General features: G+C 32.3%; 23 protein-coding genes. 11 read left to right on the top strand and 12 right to left on the bottom strand.

The window, feature by feature from the left end; genetic code table 11:
- The first annotated feature begins 6 nt into the window (after positions 1-6).
- Both EW093_RS11105 and EW093_RS11100 read left to right on the top strand, forming a co-directional pair.
- Complete coding sequence (locus EW093_RS11105; RefSeq protein WP_149568475.1) at positions 7-1,347, top strand: sulfite exporter TauE/SafE family protein; 1,341 nt, start codon at positions 7-9, stop codon at positions 1,345-1,347.
- Positions 1,348-3,435: a B12-binding domain-containing radical SAM protein gene (locus EW093_RS11100; protein WP_149568474.1), complete on the top strand. Its 2,088-nt coding sequence runs from the start codon at positions 1,348-1,350 to the stop codon at positions 3,433-3,435.
- Between the two features lie 2 nt (positions 3,436-3,437).
- On the opposite strand, the gene EW093_RS11095 is transcribed toward EW093_RS11100, so the two are convergent.
- Together EW093_RS11095 and EW093_RS11090 are read right to left on the bottom strand one after the other, a co-directional pair.
- Complete coding sequence (locus EW093_RS11095) at positions 3,438-3,872, bottom strand: Lrp/AsnC family transcriptional regulator (protein WP_149568473.1); 435 nt, start codon at positions 3,870-3,872, stop codon at positions 3,438-3,440.
- A 15-nt stretch (positions 3,873-3,887) separates the two neighbouring features.
- Entirely contained in the window at positions 3,888-5,576 is a 1,689-nt protein-coding gene (locus tag EW093_RS11090; protein WP_149568472.1) for a glutamine--tRNA ligase/YqeY domain fusion protein, read from the bottom strand.
- An 88-nt stretch (positions 5,577-5,664) separates the two neighbouring features.
- Between EW093_RS11090 and EW093_RS11085 the strand changes: the two genes are divergently transcribed.
- The 3 genes from EW093_RS11085 (at position 5,665) to nagB (ending at position 10,038) form a co-directional block, all read left to right on the top strand.
- Entirely contained in the window at positions 5,665-8,265 is a 2,601-nt protein-coding gene (locus EW093_RS11085; RefSeq protein ID WP_149568471.1) for a response regulator, read from the top strand.
- On the top strand, positions 8,246-9,121 hold the full coding sequence (locus EW093_RS11080) for a hypothetical protein (protein WP_149568470.1): 876 nt from the start codon (positions 8,246-8,248) through the stop codon (positions 9,119-9,121). Before EW093_RS11085 ends, EW093_RS11080 begins: the two co-directional genes overlap by 20 nt.
- Before the next feature lie 107 nt (positions 9,122-9,228).
- Positions 9,229-10,038: a glucosamine-6-phosphate deaminase gene (gene nagB / locus EW093_RS11075; protein WP_149568469.1), complete on the top strand. Its 810-nt coding sequence runs from the start codon at positions 9,229-9,231 to the stop codon at positions 10,036-10,038.
- A gap of 35 nt (positions 10,039-10,073) precedes the next feature.
- Here the strand turns inward: nagB and sppA are convergent, their stop codons facing one another.
- Together sppA and EW093_RS11065 are read right to left on the bottom strand one after the other, a co-directional pair.
- Positions 10,074-11,765, bottom strand: coding sequence for a signal peptide peptidase SppA (gene sppA / locus EW093_RS11070; protein WP_149568468.1), 1,692 nt, complete (start codon positions 11,763-11,765; stop codon positions 10,074-10,076).
- Positions 11,758-12,402 (bottom strand): hypothetical protein, encoded by a 645-nt coding sequence (locus EW093_RS11065; protein ID WP_149568467.1) that lies wholly within the window; start codon positions 12,400-12,402, stop codon positions 11,758-11,760. The genes sppA and EW093_RS11065 overlap by 8 nt, the downstream gene beginning before the upstream one ends.
- A gap of 130 nt (positions 12,403-12,532) precedes the next feature.
- Here EW093_RS11065 and EW093_RS11060 point away from each other — a divergent pair, with 130 nt between their 5' ends.
- From EW093_RS11060 to EW093_RS11050, 3 genes are all read left to right on the top strand, one after another.
- Positions 12,533-13,921 carry an aminopeptidase gene (locus EW093_RS11060; RefSeq protein ID WP_149568466.1) on the top strand — a complete coding sequence of 463 codons (1,389 nt, stop codon included), beginning with the start codon at positions 12,533-12,535 and terminating at the stop codon, positions 13,919-13,921.
- An 88-nt stretch (positions 13,922-14,009) separates the two neighbouring features.
- The gene (locus EW093_RS11055; RefSeq protein ID WP_149568465.1) at positions 14,010-14,432 is read left to right on the top strand and encodes a DUF4259 domain-containing protein; all 423 of its coding nucleotides are present in this window, start codon (positions 14,010-14,012) and stop codon (positions 14,430-14,432) included.
- Positions 14,422-15,189, top strand: a complete 768-nt coding sequence (locus tag EW093_RS11050) for a DUF1751 domain-containing protein (RefSeq protein ID WP_149568464.1) — start codon at positions 14,422-14,424, stop codon at positions 15,187-15,189. Before EW093_RS11055 ends, EW093_RS11050 begins: the two co-directional genes overlap by 11 nt.
- Here EW093_RS11050 and EW093_RS17335 read toward each other — a convergent pair.
- The 8 genes from EW093_RS17335 to EW093_RS11020 form a co-directional block, all read right to left on the bottom strand.
- Positions 15,174-15,350 carry a hypothetical protein gene (locus tag EW093_RS17335; protein ID WP_187759681.1) on the bottom strand — a complete coding sequence of 59 codons (177 nt, stop codon included), beginning with the start codon at positions 15,348-15,350 and terminating at the stop codon, positions 15,174-15,176. The two genes, EW093_RS11050 and EW093_RS17335, sit on opposite strands and share 16 nt — an antisense overlap.
- A gap of 395 nt (positions 15,351-15,745) precedes the next feature.
- A complete protein-coding gene (locus EW093_RS11045) occupies positions 15,746-16,264 on the bottom strand; it encodes a hypothetical protein (protein ID WP_149568463.1) in 519 nt (172 codons plus the stop codon).
- Between the two features lie 9 nt (positions 16,265-16,273).
- Positions 16,274-17,476, bottom strand: coding sequence for an HD-GYP domain-containing protein (locus tag EW093_RS11040; protein WP_149568462.1), 1,203 nt, complete (start codon positions 17,474-17,476; stop codon positions 16,274-16,276).
- A complete protein-coding gene (locus tag EW093_RS11035) occupies positions 17,469-18,617 on the bottom strand; it encodes a hypothetical protein (RefSeq protein WP_149568461.1) in 1,149 nt (382 codons plus the stop codon). Before EW093_RS11035 ends, EW093_RS11040 begins: the two co-directional genes overlap by 8 nt.
- Positions 18,618-18,676: 59 nt before the next feature.
- Entirely contained in the window at positions 18,677-18,835 is a 159-nt protein-coding gene (locus EW093_RS17330) for a hypothetical protein (RefSeq protein ID WP_187759680.1), read from the bottom strand.
- Positions 18,822-19,202, bottom strand: a complete 381-nt coding sequence (locus EW093_RS11030; RefSeq protein WP_149568460.1) for a GntR family transcriptional regulator — start codon at positions 19,200-19,202, stop codon at positions 18,822-18,824. Before EW093_RS11030 ends, EW093_RS17330 begins: the two co-directional genes overlap by 14 nt.
- On the bottom strand, positions 19,192-20,058 hold the full coding sequence (locus tag EW093_RS11025) for a hypothetical protein (protein ID WP_149568459.1): 867 nt from the start codon (positions 20,056-20,058) through the stop codon (positions 19,192-19,194). The genes EW093_RS11030 and EW093_RS11025 overlap by 11 nt, the downstream gene beginning before the upstream one ends.
- Positions 20,051-20,893, bottom strand: coding sequence for an ABC transporter ATP-binding protein (locus tag EW093_RS11020; protein ID WP_149568458.1), 843 nt, complete (start codon positions 20,891-20,893; stop codon positions 20,051-20,053). Before EW093_RS11020 ends, EW093_RS11025 begins: the two co-directional genes overlap by 8 nt.
- Before the next feature lie 122 nt (positions 20,894-21,015).
- Here EW093_RS11020 and mnmA point away from each other — a divergent pair, with 122 nt between their 5' ends.
- The 3 genes from mnmA (at position 21,016) to EW093_RS11005 (ending at position 25,256) form a co-directional block, all read left to right on the top strand.
- A complete protein-coding gene (mnmA, locus tag EW093_RS11015; RefSeq protein ID WP_149568457.1) occupies positions 21,016-22,068 on the top strand; it encodes a tRNA 2-thiouridine(34) synthase MnmA in 1,053 nt (350 codons plus the stop codon).
- A gap of 102 nt (positions 22,069-22,170) precedes the next feature.
- Positions 22,171-23,862, top strand: a complete 1,692-nt coding sequence (locus EW093_RS11010) for an adenylate/guanylate cyclase domain-containing protein (RefSeq protein WP_149568456.1) — start codon at positions 22,171-22,173, stop codon at positions 23,860-23,862.
- On the top strand, positions 23,841-25,256 hold the full coding sequence (locus EW093_RS11005) for a coiled-coil domain-containing protein (RefSeq protein WP_149568455.1): 1,416 nt from the start codon (positions 23,841-23,843) through the stop codon (positions 25,254-25,256). Before EW093_RS11010 ends, EW093_RS11005 begins: the two co-directional genes overlap by 22 nt.
- Positions 25,257-25,263 lie beyond the last annotated feature (7 nt).

The following is a 25,263-nucleotide window of genomic DNA, read 5'->3' as shown; positions in this document are numbered from 1 at the left end:
TAAATTATGATTATAATTATAAAGATAGTTTTTTTACTTTTAGTAATATTAATGGGGTTTCTTGCCAATAGATTAGAAGAACATCTAACTCCTACTCATATAGAGAATACTCTGCTTTTCAATTTGGGGAAGATAATATCCTTCCCTATTATCGGGGTCTTACTAGGTATACTAGGATTTTTATTAAAGATTAATCAGCCAATTGGTGGGTTGATTCTCTCAATAATTGCATTTGGAACACTTATATTATCCCTGTCCCATCTGCCCCTTTTCCCCCAAATAATATTAATAGGTCTTCATAGTCATCACCACTCAAGGAAATCACTCTTAGCTGGACTACTTAATATCTTCTCCTCATCCGCATCTCTACACCTTATTATGTTTATTGCCCTTGCCCATGGATATTATTTTGAGAGTGGAGTTATATTATTATTCTTTGCCCTAGGTTCCCTCTATATACCAGGTAGAAAGTTTCTTAATTTTAATAAACTCTACAATATTTTACAAATTATACTATTTATTATAGCTACAGCTTTTATACTTTTTAAAGGGTTAATGTATAGTGAAATTTTCCTATTTAGCCCATTTGAGAGTAGAAAAACAGCAGTGGTGCCTGAAACTCTTAATAACATTCAATATCTTAAATCAGATATCTCCACTCTAGATAACAGAATTATAATTAGTAAAGGATATGATTTAAACTGGATGATACAGGGAGAGAAGAAGGGGGATACAATCTATATACCAAGATATAGACATAGATCTATCCTAAACTCAGGATATCAGACAATTGTAATTAACGAAAATAAAGCGGGGTTTATCTATTTTACAGGACGATTAGGACGGGGAGATTATGTAATAAAAGTTTTTGATGAACAGATAGATGTGTTCTCTCTTCCCTATAAAAAAGTCTTAGACTCTGGTTATGGAGATGATATACATGGAGAAGATTATATTGCAGATCAAAATGTTCCTGATATTAAAATAAATAACTTTGGAGTATCTAAACTATCCTCTGACAAACAGTATATTGAGATAGAGATTACAAAGAACGGTTTTAATCCATCTGTAATTGTATTAAAAAGAGGGATACCAGCAGTTTTAAATTTTATTGGAGCAGATTTAACCGAGGAGAATAAGAGGGTAATAATGCCTTCATATAATGAGTATCTAGAGTTCTCTTCAGGGGAGAACCCAATAAATATTCCAGACCCACTTATTGACTTTATATTTTATAGCTGGAAGGGAAACTATGGTGGATATGTATTAATTGTAGAGGATTTAGATGGTATGACAATAGAGAAAGCAGAGAGACAAATTAGAATGCTTAATGTAAACGGTATTTAATTGAAAACGCTACTAGTTACTCCCCCATTCTCCCAGCTAAATACTCCATACCCAGCAATATCCTATCTCTGTGCCTTTTTAAGAGAGAAGGGGCATAGTGTTGATCAAGTAGACTTAGGAATTATAGTAATAAATAAAATACTCTCTAAAGAGGGACTAGAGAGAATTTTCAGCGTAAAGTCAGTTGGAAGAGTTGGAGCTTTAAAAGAGTCATACATAAAGACTATAGATCCTGTAATAGATTTTTTAAAAGGGAAAAACCCTACCTTAGAGAATAGAATAGTCAATAGTGACTTCCTACCCCAATCAACACGTTTTGATAACCTAGAGAGTGGCATTGAAAATAATGCTAGATACTTAGCAACCCTATATATAAACGATATTGGGGACTATATAACTCAAAATATAGATAAGAACTTTGGTTTTAGTAGATATAGTGAGAGGCTAGGTCTCTCCCCCGCTTCTTTCTCAATTATACAAGATGAGCTAGAGAGACCAACAACTGTAATAACTGATATTATATTAGAAGAGTGGAGTAAAATAATTGCTAGGGAGAAATATGATGTAATTGGTATTACAATCCCCTTCCCGGGAAACCTAATATCAACCCTAAAAATATCGTCATATATAAAAAAAATTGATCCAAATATAAAAATAATAATAGGTGGAGGTTGGGTTAATACCGAATTAAGATCACTTACAGAGAAGAAGTTTTTTGACTATGTGGACTATGTTGTATTAGATGATGGAGAAACACCTATAGAGCTTATTCTAAGAAGTTTATCTGATAAAAACATTAAGTTAAATAGAACCTATACCCTAAAGGATGGTAAGGTAGTCTATCACAAAAATAGTTCAATGGATCCAGCTTTAGAGAGTCTTCCAGCTACAGACTACAAAGGATTAGACCTCTCCCTATATATATCCCTTTTAGATACACTAAATCCCATGCACTCCCTATGGAACAACGGAAGATGGAACAAATTGACACTAGCCCACGGATGTTATTGGAAAAGATGCGCATTTTGCGATACATCCCTACCCTATATAAACTCCTATCATCAATCCAATGCCACTTCAATTGTAGATAAAATTGAGAAGATTATTAAGGATACAGGTCAGACTGGGTTTCACTTTGTAGATGAGGCAGCACCCCCTGCCCTATTAAAGGAAGTATCCTTAGAGATTATTAGACGAGGTCTAGCTGTTACATGGTGGACAAATATTAGGTTTGAGACTCGTTTTACCAGGGGTCTTGCCCGAATAATGGCTAAAAGTGGATGTATAGGAGTATCTGGAGGTGTAGAAGTTGCATCGGATAGATTATTGAAACTTATGGATAAGGGTGTAACTGTAAACCAAGTGACTAAGGTTACGGCCTCATTAGGGCAGGAAGGGATTCTTGTTCACGCTTACCTTATGTATGGTTTTCCTAGTCAGACAGATAGAGAGACAGTAGATGCCTTAGAAATTGTTAGACAGCTATTTCAATTAGGTTTAATACAATCTGCATACTGGCACCAGTTTGCTTTAACAGCCCATAGTAGGGTCGGAATAAATCCAAAAGAGTACGGTGTTTCAATAACTGGACCAAAACATGAAGGGTTTGCAAAAAATGATTTAGAGTTCTCTTCTAGTGATAAAGATCCATCTAGATTTTCAAATGGATTAAAAACATCTTTGTACAATTTTATGAGGGGGAATGGATTAAGTCTTCCACTATCAAGATGGTTTGACTTCCCTATTCCTAAAACTAAAATAAAAAAGAGCTATTTAGAAGATATCCTTGCTACAACATCTGTTGAACTTAAGGATTCAACCCAGATAGTGTGGATAGGTTCGAATGTAGAGTTTAAAGGGAATAACATCTACCTATATGACAATACATCCCAGGAGAGTATTACCTTAGATGAAGATGAAGTGAATTTTATTAAAGAGCTTTTAGAAGTGATAACTTATAAAAAAAGAGCCAAAATAACTCTTAAGGATGTGGATTCAATTGCCTCGAAATACAGAATTGACCCTGACTTATGGTTAAGTCAGGAATCAACATCTATCTTATATGATTATGGATTAGTATTAATCTAATCCTAAACATATTTCCCAAAGGTTTTTAACATAACAAATGTTTCAGTCTCGCTAATACCCTCAACAGAAGATAAGGTCTGAGTTAAAAATTTAACCAAGCCTTTATTTGACTCTACTAATATTTCAATCATAATATCGTATCGTCCAGTGGATACAGAGACGGATAAAACTTCATCAAACTCGGAAATTCTCTCAGAGATCTCTGTTAATTTTGAGCTATCAACTAGGGTAGCTGCAATTAAAGCTAACATCTTATTCTCAAGAACATCAGGATTAATAAGCCCACTGATTTTTACAACTCCAGAGTCTTTAAGCTTTTTTAATCTCTGACGTATCATACCCTCAGAAACACCTAGATCCCTGGCAATTGCATTATTATTTTTATGCTCTTCCCTAATATTCTCAATTATTTTCCAGTCAATCTCATCTGGCTGCATCCTAACAACTCCTTATTATTTGTTCTTTTTCTGCATCTTTGCCCATGAATCTTTAAGAGCCACAGTTAAGTTAAAAACATATTTATCATCAGTAGAGTCCTGATCCTTACAAAAATAACCAATTCTCATAAACTGAACTACTTCACCTATAGCTCTCTCTTTTATAGAGGGTTCTATAAATGCATTATTTATAATCTCAAGGGAGTTAGGGTTTAAATAGTCGTTATACCCCTTACCTTCTTCCATACTACCCATATTCTCTAGAGTAAAAAGTTTATCATACATTCTAACTTCAGCTTCTACAGCGTGTTTTATAGAAACCCATTGAATAGTCCCCTTAACTTTTCTTCCATCTGGAGTTTTTGCTCCCTTAGATTCAGGATCATAGGTACATAGAAGCTCAGTAACTTCTCCATTATCATCTTTTATAACATCTGTACAAGTAACATAATAGGCGTGTTTAAGTCTAACCTCTTGTCCCTTAGTCATTCTAAAGAATTTTTTAGGTGGTTCTTCAATAAAATCTGTACGGTCTATGTATAGTTCCTTAGAAAAAGGTACCATTCTTTTACCGGCAGTCTCACTATTTGGGTTGTTATCAGCTTCAAACTCTTCAGTCTGTCCCTCAGGATAGTTTGTTATTGTAACTTTTAAAGGTTTAGTAACTGCCATTATTCTATCTGCACTACTGTTTAAATCCTCTCTAATGACATACTCTAAAAATGCAAAATCAACTAAAGAGTTAACCTTTGACAGACCAATTTGGGTACAAAAGCTTCTAATGGACTGGGGAGAGTATCCTCTTCTTCTCATTCCACTAATAGTTGGTAACCTAGGATCATCCCAGCCATTAACAACTCCAGTTTCAACTAACTCTAAAAGATACCGCTTACTCATAACGGTATAACTTAAGTTTAGTCTGGCAAACTCAATCTGTCGTGGCCTATATTTAAAATCAAGATTATCTAAAATCCAATCATAAAGCTCTCTATGGTTTATAAATTCCAAGGAACATAGTGAGTGGGTTATCCCTTCAATAGCATCCTCTATACAGTGGGCAAAATCGTACATTGGATAGATACACCAATCATCCCCTGTTCTATGGTGGGCAACCTTTCTAATTCGGTATAAATAAGGGTCCCGCATATGTACATTAACATGGGTCATATCTATTTTTGCTCTTAGAGTACACTCTCCCTCTTCAAACTCGCCCATCTTCATTTTTTCAAAAAGCTCTAGGTTTTCATCTACAGATCTATCCCTATAAGGGCTATTTTTACCAGGTTTAGTAGGACTACCCCTAAACTCTCTCGCCTCTTCAGCACTTAGACTTTCAACATACGCTTTACCAGCTTTAATAAGCTTAACTGCAGACTCATAAAATGTTTGGTAATAGTCTGAAGCAAACTTAACATCCCCATCCCAGTTAGCACCTAGCCACTCAATATCTTTTTTTATAGCATCTACGTATAAAGTATCCTCTTTTACAGGATTGGTATCATCAAATCTTAAGTTAAATTTCCCTGCGTATTCTGTGGCGATACCATGATTTACACTTATAGCTTTTGCATGTCCAATATGAAGGAATCCGTTGGGTTCTGGTGGAAACCTTGTATGAACCCTACTATCATTTTTATTGTTTTTTAAATCTTCGTTAATCTGAGTTCTGATAAAATCTACTGTCTTAACTTCACTATTATCCATGTAAACCTACTTAATTATGAATTTATCTAAATAATTTTATAGAAAAAAATGTATTGTCACAATGCTATGAAAACAAATATTATAGACTATGTTTAGAAAAAGAATATTAATAATATTACTTCTTTTTTCCATAGTATCACTATTCTCTCAAAATGGAGTTCTTCAAATAAATTTAAATAACTGGGAGAGAGAGGAGAACTATTTTAGTAACAACTTTAACCTAGGGTTACTAGATCAGTATAAAAAAAGTATTAGAACGACACATTTCGAACTCCCTGAGAAATTTAACAATAGACTGTTATACTTAAAAGTAGAGAGACATTTAGGACTATCCTATATCTATCTAAATAATAAACTTATATCAAATATTGGTTCTTATATTCATGTAAAGAATAGCGACGTTAGCCACATACTAACTGTAGGAATACCTCCTAGTTTATTAGAGAAGTCAAAACCAAATAAACTACAAGTAGTAAGTTATGGCTTAAAAAAATCAAAAATACCAAAGATGTTTATAAGTTCAGAACAGCAACTACCATGGTATATCTCATTTTATAAATGGCTAAAACAGGTCCAGTCATTAACCTATACCCTATTAATAATTGTTTTTATATTCTCTTATGCCTATTTTAGAAAAAATGGAGAAAACCTAAGTAACTACCTTTATCTAATTTCACTAATTCTTTTTCTTATGCACTTTTTATTAAATGGGTTAGAAGATAGCAACCTACTTAAAGATAACCTAAGTTCAATTAAACCTATACTCTCCCTATTAGCATGGTTACTATTTATTCTATATCACACTGTAAAAAGATCTGTATGGGAAACTAAACAGATATTAACAACTAGTGTAATTATTGGTTTAGCCCTACTATCCCTCTCTGTCTCTTATTCACTTCATATTAAAAAAATTGGTATAAATGAGGTGATAAACACCCTTCTTTTTATAACTAACATAGGATTTTTACTGATTCTATTAAAAAAACCTATGAAAGATTCAAGAATATTAAATACCTCAGTTATAATAAGTCTAGTACTTCATTTAGGTAATATAATTATGATTAATATACTGCACAAACCTGACTTTGGTCTTGCCTCCACAGCTATAATCTCAGTTCTTATTGGCTACTACATTACCCACTTTAAGGATATATCAGACAAAATTGAGAGTAATAAACTGTACAGTAGTAAGTTATTCGATACTATAGAAAAAAATAAATTAGAGATATCAAGAAAAGAGCATCACATCTCTGAATTAAAAAATATAAATGAGGAGATAACTAGGGATAAGGCGATATTTTTTACAACTCTAGGTAGAAATTTAAGAGCTCCACTTAACAGTATTATAGGATATAGTGAAACTATCTATACAACAGATGATATTACAGAGGTGGCCCCTTTAGTTACAGAGATAATTATTGAAGCAGATAAAATATTCCAATCTATTAACAACATAATGGACTTCTCAACTAGGGATTTTAATAATAATGATCTTCTTCTTAAGGATTTTAGAATGAAGGAGATATTTGATAACTCTGTATATGCGTCCCCCCTTATTAGCTCATTTAAAAAACAGATAAACTATAACTCTGTAGGAGTTACCGATAAAGTCCTCATTAAAGGTAATCCGCTAATATATAAGCAAATGGTAACAAATATTCTTCAATTTTTAATTAGCTTAAACCCTAAAGACATAGACTATGAGATATCTAACAACGGAATAACAGAGAAGTATATGAACCTAGATGCTAGGTTTATAGCCCATAAGCTACAAAATACAGACTCGGAATCTATAACCCCAATTAGTAATGGAAAAGACATATTTACAAAGTATATAAAGTTATACGATATTAAGTTTCACGAGGAGTTTAATGACAATGATTATATTATTAATATAAAATTTCAGTGTGGTTTATCTGATGATAAAACTAAAACGAGTATTCCTAACTTAAATGTTCCAACAAAACATTTTTTAGACAGAAACATTACTGTTTTAGTAGTGGAGGATTACCTACCAAACTTAAACATAGTAAAGCTGCATCTAACTAAAATGGGTTGTAATGTATTAACTGCCACTAATGGAGAAGATGCTATAACGCTCTTTGAAAAAGAGTTTGTAGATGTAATTCTAATGGATATAAAAATGCCTATAATGGATGGATGGGAAGCCACAGAGCGAATTAGATCAACAGAAAAAGGGTTAGATACATTAATTGTAGGTTTAACTGCTAGCTCATTAGATCTGGATATAAGACACTGCTTCGAATCAGGGATGGACGATGTTCAAGTAAAACCTATAAGAAAAAACCAGTTATATAATAAGTTAGAATCCTTAGAAACATTTAAACCCCAAGAGTTTCCAACTATAGCATCATTAAGGGCTGACTACGGAATATCTAAGGTTGAAACAGAAACTCTTTTTACCTCTACAATTAATCAGATATCTAAACAGTTAGAGGTTTTAGAGGTCCTTATATCTGCTGCTGATGATGAAGGGATTAAAATGGAAATTCCAGTTTTACTACACGCTGCAGCAATAATAAATGCATTCTATTTTGCTAGGTTAATTCGGAACTTTGATAATGCTTACAACAAAAAAGATCATATAAGAGTAAAAAAAGTTTACAAAAGATTAGTCGAAACAATTAATAGAGTAAAGGAAGATAATAGTGATATATTCAGGAATTGATGAGGCTGGATTAGGGCCAATACTAGGCCCATACTGTGCTACAGCAGTGACTATGAGCTCTCCCTCACCCCTTAAAGAGTTGATGGAGGATCAACAAAAGAGGATATTTTATATAGATGATAGTAAAAAAGTCTACCAAGGTAAGGGGGGACTACTAAGATTAGAACAAAATGTTTTAAGCTTCTACTATCTACTAAATGGTTCGATCCCTAAAAATACTTCAGAATTTATCCCTTCACTAAACTCACCATGGAATAAAAAATACAATTTATCCCTACCCCTATTAGCAAAGGAAAAGGATATTGTAGATAAGTCAACATCCATTTTAAAAATATTTAAACAAAGGGGTGTTAAAATGTTAGATATAAAAAGAACAGCAGTATCCCCCTCGAACTTTAACCATCTAATTGATTTGTATGATAATAAAAGTAGTGTATGTCAAAAAATTATTGAACCACTAATTTCAACAGCAATAATTAAGGGAAGAGAACAGGTTATTACCATAGATAAACAGGGAGGGAGAAAATTCTATAAACCATACCTAGATGAAATAACAGGTTTTCAATTTACAATTATTAAAGAAGAGGCAAATCACTCCCACTATAAATGGGATACAAACCATATTCACTTTAAAGCTAAGGCGGATTCAACTGATTTTACAACAGCTCTTGCATCAATGTTCTCAAAATATATGCGGGAAATATCCATGAAAAGCTTTAATGATTATTGGGATAATATAATTCCTGGAATAAAGAGAACAGCAGGTTATTACACTGATGGGTTACGATTTCTAGAGGAGCTAAAAAATAGAGATAAAATGCCATCTAACAAGGACTTAATACAGAGAAAAAAATAATAATCACTAAAAATCTATAAAAAGTATGACAAATCAAACTAACTCTATTTACATTAAAATAAACCCATGTTATTTATTATGTATCCCATAATATAAAAGGAATAACCATGCGTGTAATTATTCAAAAAGACTATGATAATGTTTCAAAATGGACAGCAGCCTTTATTGCTAAAAAAATCAAAGATGCCAATCCAACAGAGGAAAAACCCTATGTTTTAGGACTACCTACTGGGTCAACACCTATTGGAGTTTATAAAGAGCTTATTAGACTTAACAAAGAGGGGTATGTAAGTTTCAAAAATGTATTAACCTTCAATATGGATGAGTATGTTGGACTACCAGAGGACCATGAACAGAGTTATCACACATTCATGTGGACAAACTTTTTTAATCATATTGATATAAATGAGAAAAATGTAAACATTTTAAATGGAAATGCAAAAGATTTAGATTTAGAGTGCCAACAGTATGAAGAAAAAATTGCAAATGCTGGTGGAATAGATCTATTTATGGGTGGTATTGGACCAGATGGACATATTGCTTTTAATGAGCCAGGGTCATCCCTAGAATCTTTAACAAGAATTAAAACATTAACCCAGGATACAATAATAGCAAACAGTCGATTTTTTAATAACGATGTAAACCAAGTACCTAAAACAGCGTTAACAGTTGGTGTTAAAACAGTTATGTCAGCAAAAACTGTAGTTATACTTGCAACAGGACATAATAAATCCTTAGCTCTACACAAGGTTGTTGAAGAGGGAGTTAACCATATGTGGACAGTTTCTGCCCTACAACTACATAGAAACGGTATAATTGTGTGTAATGATGCAGCAACTGTAGAATTAAAAGTAGGGACTGTAAACTACTTTAAGGATATTGAGACAAATAACTTAGACCCTAAAACACAACTATAAATACTACTAAAAAAAGGCTCCATAGGGAGCCTTTTTTAGAGCCATAATGCGTAGATGTTTTTGGGATCATTAATTCTTTCAAATATTGAGAATTCCTCAAGAACCTTTATTTCCACCTTAGAGTAGGATGTGAAAGTTTTTAATACCTCATCAAATAGAGGGATATCACCTTCTTTGTATATAAGCTGTACATCATTACCAAAAAATTGTTTAGCTTCTCCTAAGCCACCAATAGAGTCAACTAGACCATTACCTACAGCCTGGGCTCCACTCCATACCCTTCCAGAAGCAATAGACTCTAAACTATTAATATCAATACCTCTACTCTTGGCTACAAGATTTTTAAACTTACTATATGTATCATTAATATTTAACTGAATTATATCTGCCCTATCCCTACTAATACTCTTTGTTAGGGATACAGGCTCTAAATTAGGCGTTGTTGAAACACCATCAGTTTTTATACCAAAATTATTTTCAAGGGTCTTTTCTACTCCATAAATCAGACCAAAAACACCTATAGAACCTGTTATTGTAGAGTGATCTGCATAAATTTTACTTCCTGCAGTTGCAATCCAATAACCACCTGAGGCACATACATCCCCCATGGAAATAACAACAGGGATACTTCTATTTACTTCCTCTACCTTTCTTCTAATTATTTCAGAGGCGTAAACTCCACCTCCACCACTATTGATTCTTAAAATAACTCCCTCAATATCACTATCTAAAACCGAATCTAGAAGTTGTTCCGTATCCACAGCACTAATAGACCCAGGAGAGTTATCAGAGTAGGTAATTGGCCCCTCAAGTGTAATAACTGCAACCTTTGTTGCCCCATCATTCTTGCTCTTATCTATATAATCTTTATAATAAACTAAGGATGGAAATCTATCAAAAAACTGATTACGGCTCTCAAGTGTATCAACAAACCCTTCATTTAAAGCTAAGGCAGAGAGGTCTCCACTATATTTTTTTGTAAGATCTAATCTATTGGAAAAGTAAGAATCAACTAATAGGCTATTAAAGCCCCTGTTTTTTGAAATTTGACTAATATAATTATCCCAAATAGAGTTCATCCATAATAGATTTTGCTCCTTTACCCCTTTAGACATAGAGTCAGACATATAGGGCTCAACATAGGACTTATAGTCACCAGCTCGGAAGATTGTTACGTCTACATCGTATTTATCAATTGCATTTTTTAAATAACTTCTATAAACAGATATTCCATCAATATTTACTTCCCCAAAAGGGTCCATGGATATAGATGAGGCAAAACTTGCTAGATAGTAACTATCTCTATCGAAGAATGAGGAGTATACATATATCTCTTTATTGCTATTTTTAAATTTATCTAGGGCTTCTCCAACCTCTTGGTTAGAGGCGAGGCCTATATAATCTAAGGAGTCTAAGTCAATAACCATATTTTTAATTGAATCGTCGGCTGTAGCCTGTTCAATAGCCCCTAAAAGATCCCTTAATAGGGTGTTTTTAGGAACTTCAAAATTCTCCGATGTAACAAGTGTTATTAGATCATCCTCGGTCCCAGACTCCTGGACAGCTCCATTAATTTGTAAATAGAGAGTCTCTCCCCAATTTACTTCCTCGGAGCTTGTAGATAATAAATATATAAGAAAAATAATGATAATCCAAAAAAAAGTATTAATAATCCCAATTCTAATTTTATTACTAATATTAAATACTTTTTTTAAATAGTTACTCATCTAATCCCCTCTCCCTTCTCTTTTGCTCCTTAATATCACTGGACGATTTTTGCCAATTAGTATCCAAAAGAGCTTGAATAGAGTGTCTATCATCATTAAATAGTGGTTTAAGTTTAACAACCTCATTGTATTTTTTTACAACAACCGAGACATGAAAAGGGTTGTCACAATCGCACTCATTCTTTATTTCCCTATATAAATTGTCATAGTTTTTCTTTAAAAAGAAGCCAACCCTAGCCCTATGTTTCTCTCCAACTGTTTCTAATCTATTTTTAATTGCAGCCCTATGCTCTTTTTTTAGAATATTATCCTTTTTAAGTTCCTCTTCTAGAGCAATAATTAAACCTTCATTATCATCTGCCATTTTATAGTTTTTTGACTCTTTTATTTTCCTTAATATATCTTCAATCCTCTGATTAAAATATCCTTTTCTTTGGGCGGATGGAGATACTATTTGCTTTAAGTCTTCCACTACATTTTTATATAATTCTAGTAGTCTAATCCTATCACCATCATCTATTATTGCCTCTTTTATCTCTATTTCTAAATCTGAAATAACTGCCTTAGAAACTGAAAGGTTTCCCTTTAATGATTTGATCTTTAGTCCTAGATTTATAGCTCTCTCTTTTTGATTCACATTTAACCCCTGTAGTAGTATATTAAAATTATATCCTACTGAAACTCTTTTTCATAGAGTTTATAAATTTTGGTATTTTATATTATAATTCATTGGTTTATAAGTAATAATTAGAAATAAGGAGATTATTATGACGAATAAAGAGTTAGAGAAGAAACTTTTTTTAAAGAGAGAAAGTTCATGGATAACATATAACAAGGAAGAAACAACTAAAGCTCTAGAATTTTGCGAAGGGTATAAAACATATATAGATAATTCAAAAACTGAAAGATTATGCGTAAAATACTCGATAAACCTACTTGAAGAGTCGGGATTTAAAGAGATGAAGAGTTACTCAAATTTAAAAGTTGGAGATAAGTTTTATAAAAACATTAAGGGCCGTGCACTTTTTGCAGGTATTGTAGGAGAGGATAAAGATACATTTAATATAGTGGGAGCCCATGTAGACTCTCCTAGATTGGATCTTAAACCAAATCCTCTATTTGAAGATTCAGAACTTGCACTATTAAAAACCCACTACTATGGTGGAGTAAAAAAATACCAATGGGTTAACCAACCCCTATCTATTAACGGAGTTGTTTTTACTACAGACGGTAGAGAGATTCCAATATCAATTGGAGATCGGGATGATGAACCTAAATTTATGATACCAGATCTATTAATTCACCTCTCCCAGGAACAGGCTAAAAAAGATGGTGCGAAAGTAGTAGAGGGTGAGCAGTTAAACCTAATTGTAGGAAGCATCCCAGTTAATGATGATGAGATTAAAGAGAAGGTAAAATTTGCAGTATTAGAGTACTTATATAAAAACTACAACTTTATCGAAGAAGATTTTAATAGTGCTGATATATCAATCACTCCAGCAGGGAAGGCTATGGATATAGGTTTTGATAGATCTTTAATAGCAGCCTATGGTCATGATGATAGAGTATGTGCGTATCCAGCAATAGAGGTTATAAGAGAGTTAAAAACTCCATTAAAAACAGCTATTGTATTTTTATCAGATAAAGAGGAAGTAGGTTCCGCTGGAGATACAGGTGCTGATAGCAATATACTTTTAAACCTTGCTATAGAATACAAAGAACTTGTTGGATCAGCTAAGGATGCCCACCTTATCCTAGAAAAATCCCAGGCAATATCCTCGGATGTTACAGCTGGTGTAAACCCTAACTTTAAAGATGTTCATGATTTACGAAATGCACCTGTACTTGGAAAAGGTGTAGGAATTGCTAAATATACAGGCTCAAGGGGAAAATCTGGTGCCCATGATTCAGGAGCTGAATTTGTAGCATATATTAGAACCATAGCCAAGGAGAGCAATACTGCAATTCAATCTACAACTATGGGTAAAATAGATTTAGGTGGTGGTGGAACAATTGCTAAATATCTTTCTAAATATGGTATGGATGTTATTGATGCAGGTCCGGCACTTCTAGGTATGCACTCTCCATACGAGGTAGCTTCAAAAGTTGATATCTACTCATGTTTTAAACTCTACAAAGCATTTTTAGAAAGATAATATTTAATAAATATAAAAAGCTGCTTTTTGCAGCTTTTTATTTCAGAAGAATAAAAGTGATGTTATACTAACATTAAGGAGTAATTTTTTGGGTACCTGGGATATTGGTTTTTTCGATAATGATATGGCTTGCGATTGGGAAAATAGTATTAAAGATAATAGAGATTTATCATATATAGAGAGTGCTATAGATCACGTTCTTGAAAATACAGAGGATAGTTTAGATATTGATATATCAAATAAAGCACTAGCCGCTGCTGAGTCTCTTGCTCGACTTTTAGGAACATCATCTGGTTCAAGCAGTTATACAGAACATATAGATAAATGGGCCAAAGAGTTTTCCGATAGTGTAGATATTAAACTTATAAATAAAACTATAACAGCCTTAGAAATGATACTATCATCTAACTCAGAACTTAAACAGTTCTGGACACTTAGGGGAGAGTATAGCAAGTGGGAGTCCTCTATAAAAGATTTAGAAAATCGACTAAAAACGTCCTATGAAAAATAAACTCCATAAGTATGCTATAAATAACTTAACTCTATTTATCATAATTGGTCAGGTGATAACTTATCTAGCAATTAACTCTGGATATATTACATATAGTGACCTATCTCTTAGTTACTCCCTTATAGTTAATGGAGAGTTTTGGAGGGTAGTTTCTTTTGTTTTTATACCTCCAGCTACATCCCCTATATGGTCCCTGCTAAGCTGGTATATTTTGTACCTAATGGGTAGTAATTTAGAACACTTTTGGGGGGCACTCCACTATAATACGTATATTCTTGTAGCTGTAGTATTAACCAATTTAACAGCCTATTTTTTTAAACTTTCAATTGGAACAAACTACTACTTCCAAAGCTCAATATTTCTAGCATTTGCATTTTTAAATCCCAACTTTACTGTAAGACTTTTTTTTATTCTTCCCATTAAAATAAAATGGATTGCTCTAATTACATGGATTTTTTATGCTTGGGCTTTAATTTTTGGTAGCCTAGGGGCTAAACTGCTACTAATTGCTTCTTTAGCTAATTTTATAATCTTTTTCAGCAAGGATATATTCTATAAAATAAAGTATAGAGGAAGTGGATTAAAAAGAAAAATTGAGTATGAGATGAGTAAAAACAGTCCTAAACATAGCTGTTTTATCTGTAATAAAAATGATATTGATAACCCCCATTCAGAGTTCAGATACTGTAGTAAGTGTAACCCGGAACAGTGTTATTGTGAGGACCATATTAAAAATCACAATCATATTTCAGAGTAGTTTCCAGTTAGATTATATATAAGCTTTCTATTATCTAGAACATTTCTTATAATAAAATCGACACCCTTCACTCCAAAATCACCACTTGGAAGGAATGATATTTTAAAACTCTTAGTCTCATCTACTCCAAGGTTTAAGTTAAAAAAATCAGTTAGGAACATATCTGAAGCAAGTTCTATATCCAGGTCAATAGCGATGCTCTGATTATTGGTTATAGTAAAGTCTAAAACAATTTGATCCCCAGAAACATAGGTTCCAAAATCAATATTATTTGGTTGTAAATTCCCTGCCGAATCCTTAACTATAAGATCTAAAGAACCTCCTGCAGAGACGGGGAGTTCATAAGTATTATCTTTTAAATAATCTGTATTAAAAATAATACTCTCTCCAGAGACACTACCTACCCCTGGGTCATAATAAAAAGAGATCTCTTCTATTTGATTAATTCCTAAACTAAATGATTCCCTACTATCTAATATTATGCCACCAGGTCTATCAATACTTAAAATATTTAGTTCAGAGAGACCTTCATTTTTTAAGTATACTCTTGTTCTTCTTAAATCCCCCAGGCCCCTAAGTCACACTCTTCTATAGGGTATAAGTCAATATCATATAAGGAAATAGGTTGATTCCTAGAAGTTGCCCATAAATAAAAAGTATAAGCTCTTCCATCTTTATCAAAAAACTTAACCTGACTTGAAACTCTCTTATTAAAAGTATTGGCACTTGCAACAAAGCCAATATCTAAATTAAAAGATTCACCTTTTTTTAGTATAAATGTCTCAAATGATGGTATAATAAAATCACCATTAATTCCGGGGAAAGAGGTTAAATTTATATCACTCTTTTCATTATTAACAACAGTATAGGTCGATGTCTCATTATCAATTAAAAAACCCATGTTAATTGCATCATAATCATCAATCACACTGCTGCCTGAAACAGAGAATTTTAATGGGGTCCTATCAACCACATTATTTACATACTCCCGTAGATCACGATTAAAAGAGACTTCACAGGATAATAACAATAGAGAAAAAAGAGCTATAACATATCTTCTATAAAATTTCACCATAAAGCCTCCCTATACAACCTCAAACAGAGATTCTACAATCTTCTTATCATATTTATCAACTTCAGATACAAGGGACTCCATAGCAGCTTTTTTATCCCTAATATCCTTATACTCCCTTATTGATACAAGGGAAAGGTAACTCTCAACAACTCTAATAACTCTAGCTATATATGGAATCTCCCCCTCGACTAAGCCGTAGGGATAACCTGAGCCATCCATATTTTCATGATGCTTTGTAGAAGCATCAATAAACAAGTCAATATACTCAGTAGGGACAAAATTTAAGGAGTCCTTTGCATACTCAACATGTTTTTTAATCTCAATAAAGTCTTCATCTGAGATAGAACTGTTTTGTAAAATATTTTTATCAACACCTAACAACCCAATATCATACACTAGAGTAGCAGTGTAATATAAAATAGAATCTTCTTTTTTATATCCTAAATCCATGGAGATCTTATAAACTAACTCAGCACTGTTAACTGAGGTATTTTTACGCCCAGTAGCCTGGTCTATTGTTAATCCAATCCTTTTACAGGTGGAAATTAGCTTTTCAATTTTACTCCTAGATTCATCTGAGAGACCAATGTGTGCTGGGAGGGAATCCCTATGGTTGTAAGATTTTCTTTTTTTAGATTTATATAATACTGTAATAATTAAAAGTGAAATAAGTAGAATAACTCCTAGTAGGATTATTAAAATAGAATTTACTCTAGATACATTCTGAGCATTTTTCTCACTATCTAAAAGTGACTTTTTTAACATTAGAGCCAACTCTCCACTACTGTACCCAGTTGTACTATCTTGAGTTTCTTCAGTTAAAATATCCGGGATTTCAATATTATCAACAACTCCATCACCATCTAAATCCTCACTGTTATTTAATATATTTAAGGCGTTTAAAACCCTTTTAGATAATAATATTTTGTTGCTATTTATAATTTTTTCCAGAGTATCGAAATCCTTAAAATCATCATTTAAAAATAGAGATCTTAAGTAATAAAAATATATTTTTTCACCAATAACAATAGCCTTATCCTCAGGAGTATTACTGTCTAACTCCTTAAAATACTGATTAATAATATTAAATGCAGTGTAATAATCCCCTTGAATATAGGCTCTATTTGCCCTATCTACATTTGACAAACTAGATGTTTGAGCAAATAGAAATGTATTCAATAGTAATATAAAGGTTAAAGCTATCTTATTCATATTGGCTTATCCCTAAACCGAACTTAGGCATTAAACTATATTCAGCTAGGCCTCCTTCATTGTAATAGATATGATCAAAACCAACTCTTATTTCAAAATTATAAACATCTAATCTAAAAAGGTTTAAAGTTAAGTAGAATCGGTTATACATGGCAAGCTCCAGGTTTTTTGTATAAGTAGAAGCAAGTAGGATATCACTAGATAAATCAATTTTTACTATTTTAAAGATGTTAAGACCCAAAACCCCCACTCCAAGGCTTGGGGATGGAAGAGTTGTTATTGCTACATCGGACTTTTCCATATCATCAAAAAGGTATAAGTCATGTAAAAACCCAGTTCTAAGATAGATGGGAAAATCAAAGGGGGTTAAACCTGTGGAGAAGTTAATACTACTTGTATTTTGTTTAATATTATCATCAAAAATTTCATTGTATGAGAAGTTTGTATTTATATCTAATTTAAATGTAAACAGATTTAGCTTAACCCCTATTCCAAACTCACTTGAGAATCCACTAAACCTATTAGTTGTTTTATCCCTGCTAATAAACCCATCATAGACATCTGAGGTGTAGAATTTTGTATATATAGGATAGAAGTAAGTATTAGAAAAATAGTGAGCCTTATTATATGAACTCTCGTATTCGCCAACCCTATTTAGAAGGTTTAAGTTCATTTTTATAATGTTATCAAGCTTAACATCTTTTTTATAAATCTCATTTACAACATCATTCTGCTGGCCTAACTGCTCTCTTTTTATATCTTCTTTAATCTTTTCGGCTTCAATTCTCTCTTGGATCTCAATATTTTTGTTTAAAATAATAGTATATAGTTCCTGACTTTTAGGGTTTTCAAGATTTACATACAAAAGGTTCTCAACTATCTCTAGAGGATATTCTAGATCCCCTTCAACAATAATATCCTCAACTTTTTTAAGAATAAATTCTTCATAAGTTGAATAATCAGGAAAGTCATAGCCCATTGATTGTATATAGTCAAAAATGGAACTAGACCGTAAATCAATAACACTTTCTAACTCTTTTAAAATCTCTTTTTTGGATAAAAGAGAGATATCAACTTCATCGCTAAAGATATTTATAGATGTGATAAATATAGATAATAGAATTAAACTCTTCCTAAACAATTATTAAGCCCCTATACCTTAATTCTAATGGAGTTAAAATAGAGGGGCAATATATTATTTTAAAAAGAGTAATTATAACTACCAATATGATTATACTCGTTACCTAACTGGTATGCCTTATCCTTAGTAGAGTTTACACTCATAAAACCTATAAAAATTAGAGTTACTAATATAGGAAATAGGAACCCTCCTAATAAAACTTTATTACTTTTTTTCATTTTCATCCTCACTTAAATATTCTATATATATTTTTTTAAGATCTTCAGGATCTATTCCGTATAGAGAACTCTCCTTAAATATATTAGGAAGTTCATCCTTAATAAAACTATCTTTTTTTAGACGTAGGGTAAGCTGCTTTGCATCTTTAGATATAAAATACCCTATCCCCCGCTTGTTAAAGATAATTTCTTCATCCTGTAAAAAGCTATAAGCCCTCATAACTGTATTTGGGTTAACTTCTAGTTCTACTGCCAAGTCCCTTACTGAGCTGATCCTCTCATCCTCTTTAAATTTATTTAGTAAAATGTTTTCGCATATTAAGTCAGAGATTTGGTAGTAAATTGGTTTTTTACTATTAAATTCCACCTTTTACCTCTTTTTCTTCTAATTTAAAATAACCTACAACATTAAAAAATAGACTTATTGGTATTAAAAACAGTAGCGTCCACTTAAGCATAAACATATTAAATGTCTCTGAATCTGTATGAGATTCTAAATATTTGAATATACTTTCAAAAATTCTAACATCCCAACTATCCGTAATCCCAATACGAAAGGTAAAATAAATTATCACCCCTAGGATAATAGATAAAAGTGTTTGAACTACAGAAGAGACTAAAAGTGTTTTAATAAAGGCACCCTTTCTAAAAACTATTGAACCTACTAGGAAAATTGAGTTAGTTAATACATAGATCAAAACCCAAACCATCACATTAACTCCACCTGTCGATGCTGAATACTCTACTACACCGGCGTATCGATCTGCACCAAGTATTAGAGGGTTAAAAATAGACATCCCGGAACCAAAAAATGGCCTAGTAAAAATGTTTGAAATTGCAGAAGCAACAATAAAAGATACTATGATAAATATGGAGTAACCAATACTTGAGACTATAACACCAACACTATACTTCTCAAAAGTGGAACCTGGTAGACTAAACCATAATGAACTCTTAAATTTATCATTTATATCAGAGAATTTTAAGGATGAGACGATATACCCACCAATAAATAAAAATCCAGGGAATAGATAATTTAATGTATTTGGATCGTACCCGTGAACTCCTTGTCCAGTAAATTTATTATATGCAGTTATTAACATTGCTAGAACAGTATAACTTCCAACAATAGTTATAAAGTATAATCCCCAAGACTTGTAATTTGACAAAACTTCATTTTTACAAAGAAGACCAAAACGTCTAGAATTGAAATATTTATTCATCACTCCCTCCTTTATTAAATACACTATTTAATTTTTCTGGTTGTGTTATTACCGAGTTAAACAGAAGTTCAAGATCCACTAAGCTCTCCTCTCCTGTTATATTTTTTTCCACAGTTTGATATCCACCTAAAACTTCTTGTGTATATATCTCATCCCCACTTAATACCTTACTATCGCCCATGGATAAATTTGTTGATACATCATATGTCGATTGGTTAAATATTACTGCTCCATCCTCTAAAATAATTATTGGGTCTATTAAATTCTCAACATCCTTAACCTGATGGGTAGATATTAATATTATCCTGTTATCATCCATAGATTTAGCAATTATTCTTCTTAAAATTGTTTTAGAAGGAATATCAAGCCCATTTGTTGGCTCATCCATAATTACTAAGCTAGTGCCTGTTGCTAGACCAAAAGAGAGTAAAAACTTTTTCTTTTGCCCAAAGGAGAGAGTATTTAATGGTTTTTCAAGCTCTATACCAAAATCCAAGATATAATCGCTAAAAGATTTATAGTCGAAATTTGGATAAAAAGGAGCTCTTAAAGATAAAAATAGAGAACCCTTTATTGGTGGAAGATAAAACTCCTCTGGTAAAAAAAATACATCTTCTAAAAAGCTAGGCAGCCTTTTACTTACATCCATACCTGAAAACTCACATGACCCCTCCGAGGAGAAGAGCAAACCTGCCATTATTTTTAAAAGGGTTGTTTTACCAGCCCCATTTTTGCCAAGAAGTCCATAAATATTTCCTGGCTTAAGATCTAGATTTAAATTTCTAAATAGATCTTTTTTACCATATTTAAAATCAACTTCATCTAATATTAACATTTTAAGCTCCTTTATTAGTGTTCTATGCTACTAATACACTAATATTAAAAAACAATATAAAGATAGTCAAGCATAATAGTTCCAATATTGAATAAATATTTGTTAAAACATATATTTACCCTATGAAGATTGCCGTACTATTGTCTGGGGGCGTAGATAGCTCCGTTGTTTTATTTAAGTTATTAGAAGATGGTTATACTGATATAACCGCTTATTATTTAAAGATCTGGTTAGAAGATGAATTAGACTTTATGGGGAGCTGCCCATGGGAAGAGGACTTAGAATATGCTCAGGCAGTTTGTGACAAAGCTGGGGTAGAGCTTAAAACAGTATCACTACAACAGGAGTATTACGATAAGGTTGTCTCTTATGTTATAGCTGAACTAAAAGAGGGAAGAACCCCCTCCCCTGATATCTTTTGTAATCAGAGAATAAAGTTTGGTGCATTTTATGACCACATAACTGAAAAATACGATAAAGTAGCGACAGGACACTATGCTCAAATAAAAGAGATCGATAGAAAATTCTACATGTATAGATCTCCAGATATGGTTAAAGATCAAACCTATTTTCTTGCCCACCTATCCCAGGAACAGATATCAAAAATTCTATTTCCTATTGGAGGGTTAGAAAAGAATATGGTTAGGGAGTTAGCAGAAAAATATGACCTTCCTAATAAAGCAAGAAAGGATAGTCAGGGGATTTGCTTTCTAGGCAAGATAAAATATAACGATTTTATCGGTCACTATCTTGGTAAAGAGATTGGGGATATTGTAAATAGAGAGACAGGGGAGATCCTAGGAAAACATAATGGTTTTTGGTACCACACTGTTGGTCAGAGATCTGGCCTAGGTTTAAGTGGAGGCCCCTGGTTTGTAGTAAGTAAAGATACTAAAAATAACGTAGTATATGTTAGCCACAAAAAAAATGATGAAAATAGAGAGAAACGAGTGTTCTTTGTTAATAGTCTTAGTTGGCTTGGTGATAAACCAACACAAGAGACTCTTAGTATTAAATTGAGGCACGGACCTAATATAATTAAGTGTTTTATAAAATGGGTGGGTAGTGACAGAATAGAGATAACAATGAGTGAACCAGATAAGGGTGTTGCTCCGGGACAATTTGCTATTTTTTATGATGGAGATATGTGCCTAGGTTGCGGAAGAATTGAATAAACCTTAAAAAAAAAACCACTAAATTAATTACATTTTCCCCTAGATTAGAATTATAATTACTTTATACACCTTGCCTAACTAAAAAAAATTAAAGGTAAAGTTATGAAAAAGTTAGATTTTATTCTAGGAGAAAAAATATTAGGAGTTAGGGTTACACCACTTACCCTTAAGATTGTTTTTATTTTTATTATACTGCTATTAGTATCAAATTTTTCTTCTAACTATATAAACCTCACCCTTAACAGGGGCCAACAATTAAAACTAATGAATAGACTCTTAGTAAAAGATTTAAAAGAGTTACACATTTTTGCCATGAATCAGTATGAGATATACTTCTTTAACCAGGACCTAGAAGGAACAATACAAGTTATAATTGATAATGCAAAAAAACAGTTAACTGGGGAAAAGTCTGTAGCCTTCGGTGTAAATAGTACAGGAGAGATTCTTTTTTTTGCCTCTAACAATAATAACCTAAATATATTCAAAGATTTAGATGCCCTAAAAATATTAAATGACAACTTTAAAAAAAATATAACAGAGGGAACAATTGAGTTCAATATAGGGGAAAATGAGTATTTTGGGATTTATAAATATCACCCCAGGTGGAATAACTTTATAATAAGGGGTGAAGAAAAGAATGAATTTTATAGAGAGACCCAGGTAATATTCTACAATGTTTCAATTATAATAGTTATATTAACAATTATCTGTGCAATATTAGGAGTCTATCTAATTAAAAGGATTTTAAGGTTTGTAAAAATTATTACTAAGGCAATTATGGAGATGCAAAATAGTAATAAAATGGATTTAATAAGCCTAGAAGGTGCAAGTCCAGATGAAATTACTTACCTTGGTGCAGCAATAAATGCAACTTCAAGCACAATTGATACCCTGATGAATATTTTTAAAAAATTTGTTACAAAAGATGTTGCATTAAAAGCCTATGAAGAGAAACAGATTAGACTTGAAGGTTCAAAGGCCGAGTTAACAATACTCTTCTCGGATATTAAAAGTTTCACCTTTATAACAGAAGCCCTTGGTACCGATATAATTCAGCTGTTAAATACACACTATGATAACACCTTTAAACCTATACATAATAATGATGGTATTATTGGATCTATTATAGGGGATGCTCTTTTGGCTGTTTTTGGTACATATAAAAGTAATAAGAACAAATCTGTACAAGCCTTAGATTCAGGCTTTAAAATCCAGGATGAGACAGCTAAATTAAGAGAACAGATGAAGAGGGTGAAAGAGAGCCTAGAAGCTAAGGAGGGTGGCCTTACCGAGGTTCAAGAGAAGGTTTTTCATGCTGTATCCCTTGAAGTTGGAGTAGGTATAGATGGAGGAGAGGTTTTTTACGGAAATATTGGATCTTTTAGTAGAATGACTAATACAGTAATTGGAGACAATGTAAATTCATCATCAAGGTTAGAAGGATTAACAAGGATCTACAAGGTTCCAATTATCTGCTCAAGCTATGTAAAGGAAGAAGTAGAAAATAACTCTGATAAATATACATTTGTAGAGATAGACCAGGTTTTTGTAAAGGGTAAAACCCAGGGGAAAAAAGTTTTCTGGCCATTAATAACAGAAAATATTTCATCAGATCTTTTAGACTCTATTAATAATTTCAACACTGCTAGGGATCTATATTACAGTGGTGACTGGCAAGAGTCTAAGAGGTTATTTAAAACTATAGATCTTCCAATATGTGATGAGTTTTTAGTTAGAATGTTGGAAGATAAACCTACAAATTGGAGTGGAATATGGTCAATGACAACAAAATGATAGAAGACCCTAAGTATCTAACCCACGAGGCCACATCAATTTTCATTAGAGGAGATATTCAAAAAAATATGCCTCCTGACCTATATAACCTAGACCAGGAGTTTGCAAAAACCAAAAAAAATAGGAATAGTATTACCATCTTATCTCTAATTATTTTTACCCTACTCTTTTTAGCAGCTGCATATGGTGTAACTAAATATATTGAGTATCAAAATAGTCAAATTCCAATAAATATTAACGCTTTTGAAGATGTTAACCTAAGAGAGATTTTTGACAAAGCTAAGCAGTATGAAAAAGAGATGAAGTCCGCAAATAGAGATCTAGAAGACCTATATATTAAACAGGAATCAGCATTAAAAGAACTAACTCGTATAGCTCAAGATAAAATTAATTTAATCGAGGCACAAAACCTAGGGGGAAAAGATAGACAGATAAAACTAATAGAAAACCAACTAGCTGAACAGTTAAAAAACGAGGAGATAGTATGGACATCAAAAATTAGTGATGCTCAGGAAAAAATTAAGATAGTACAGGATAAAATAGACTCATACGATACAAGGATTTTAGAGAAAGCAAAGGAACAGGAGAGTATAATAAACAATCAGCAAAAAAGATTTGATATGGAGATGGAAGAGTCAGTAAAATATTATGAAGATAAGATACAAAAACTAAAAAGTGATCAGATAAAACAACTTGAAATTATAAATCAAGCAAACAAAGATATTATTTTAACCCTAAAAAGTAATAATCAAGCACTAATAAAATCCCTAGAAGAAAAATATAATCCAGTTTTCGGGGAAGATTTTGATTTCCTAGAAGCCAACGGGGAAAATGTAAACCTACCTGAATTTTCTCTAAATGCAAAGGATCAGATACTTTTTAATGAGGGGCTATTAAGCTTAGAGAGTTTAAATAAAAGCATTGATGATTTTTATAATGTAAGCAGAGTCTTTGAAAAACTTGGTGAAATACCATATTACAACTCCCCTAGTGATGCAATTTTATATATAGAAAAGTTGTACTACTCATCTATAAATGATTTTACTAATTTTGTAGATCGAGTTAGTCCCCTACTAACCTCAAAAAATATACTTATTGAGAATAAAATATCAGAAATAGAACAGTATGGGTATTTTTTACAGGATTTTGTTAAAACAAATAGAGTCAACGGTATAATAATTGATCCTCGAAATAGGGATATAAAATTATTTGTAGACTCTATGTACAATATAAAACAACAAAGCATTGGTTATATATATAGAAATGATAGTGATTTTATCGGGACTATAAAATTTAAAACTGTAAAAGGTAGGTTAGTAGGGAATATTGAAGAGTTAGCTTCTAGTAATAGAGGGTTAAAACCATTTGACAAAATATTAATAGACCTCAAGTAGGAGGAGT

Source organism: Thiospirochaeta perfilievii, from assembly GCF_008329945.1.
GTDB lineage: Bacteria > Spirochaetota > Spirochaetia > DSM-2461 > DSM-2461 > Thiospirochaeta > Thiospirochaeta perfilievii.
This window is presented reverse-complemented; position numbering and strand designations above follow the sequence as displayed.

Bases quoted from the DNA above. Each gene is read 5' to 3' on its own strand.
- EW093_RS11005 (WP_149568455.1), top strand. From the start codon at position 23,841: ATGGTCAATGACAACAAAATGATAGAAGACCCTAAGTATCTAACCCAC.
- EW093_RS11105 (WP_149568475.1), top strand. From the start codon at position 7: ATGATTATAATTATAAAGATAGTTTTTTTACTTTTAGTAATATTAATG.
- EW093_RS11090 (WP_149568472.1), bottom strand. From the start codon at position 5,576: ATGGATAATAGTGAAGTTAAGACAGTAGATTTTATCAGAACTCAGATT.
- EW093_RS11025 (WP_149568459.1), bottom strand. From the start codon at position 20,058: ATGAATAAATATTTCAATTCTAGACGTTTTGGTCTTCTTTGTAAAAAT.
- EW093_RS11020 (WP_149568458.1), bottom strand. From the start codon at position 20,893: ATGTTAATATTAGATGAAGTTGATTTTAAATATGGTAAAAAAGATCTA.
- EW093_RS11010 (WP_149568456.1), top strand. From the start codon at position 22,171: ATGAAAAAGTTAGATTTTATTCTAGGAGAAAAAATATTAGGAGTTAGG.
- EW093_RS17330 (WP_187759680.1), bottom strand. From the start codon at position 18,835: ATGAAAAAAAGTAATAAAGTTTTATTAGGAGGGTTCCTATTTCCTATA.
- EW093_RS11040 (WP_149568462.1), bottom strand. From the start codon at position 17,476: ATGAATAAGATAGCTTTAACCTTTATATTACTATTGAATACATTTCTA.
- mnmA (WP_149568457.1), top strand. From the start codon at position 21,016: ATGAAGATTGCCGTACTATTGTCTGGGGGCGTAGATAGCTCCGTTGTT.
- nagB (WP_149568469.1), top strand. From the start codon at position 9,229: ATGCGTGTAATTATTCAAAAAGACTATGATAATGTTTCAAAATGGACA.
- sppA (WP_149568468.1), bottom strand. From the start codon at position 11,765: ATGAGTAACTATTTAAAAAAAGTATTTAATATTAGTAATAAAATTAGA.
- EW093_RS17335 (WP_187759681.1), bottom strand. From the start codon at position 15,350: ATGTTCCTAACTGATTTTTTTAACTTAAACCTTGGAGTAGATGAGACT.
- EW093_RS11045 (WP_149568463.1), bottom strand. From the start codon at position 16,264: ATGGTGAAATTTTATAGAAGATATGTTATAGCTCTTTTTTCTCTATTG.
- EW093_RS11085 (WP_149568471.1), top strand. From the start codon at position 5,665: ATGTTTAGAAAAAGAATATTAATAATATTACTTCTTTTTTCCATAGTA.
- EW093_RS11060 (WP_149568466.1), top strand. From the start codon at position 12,533: ATGACGAATAAAGAGTTAGAGAAGAAACTTTTTTTAAAGAGAGAAAGT.
- EW093_RS11095 (WP_149568473.1), bottom strand. From the start codon at position 3,872: ATGCAGCCAGATGAGATTGACTGGAAAATAATTGAGAATATTAGGGAA.
- EW093_RS11050 (WP_149568464.1), top strand. From the start codon at position 14,422: ATGAAAAATAAACTCCATAAGTATGCTATAAATAACTTAACTCTATTT.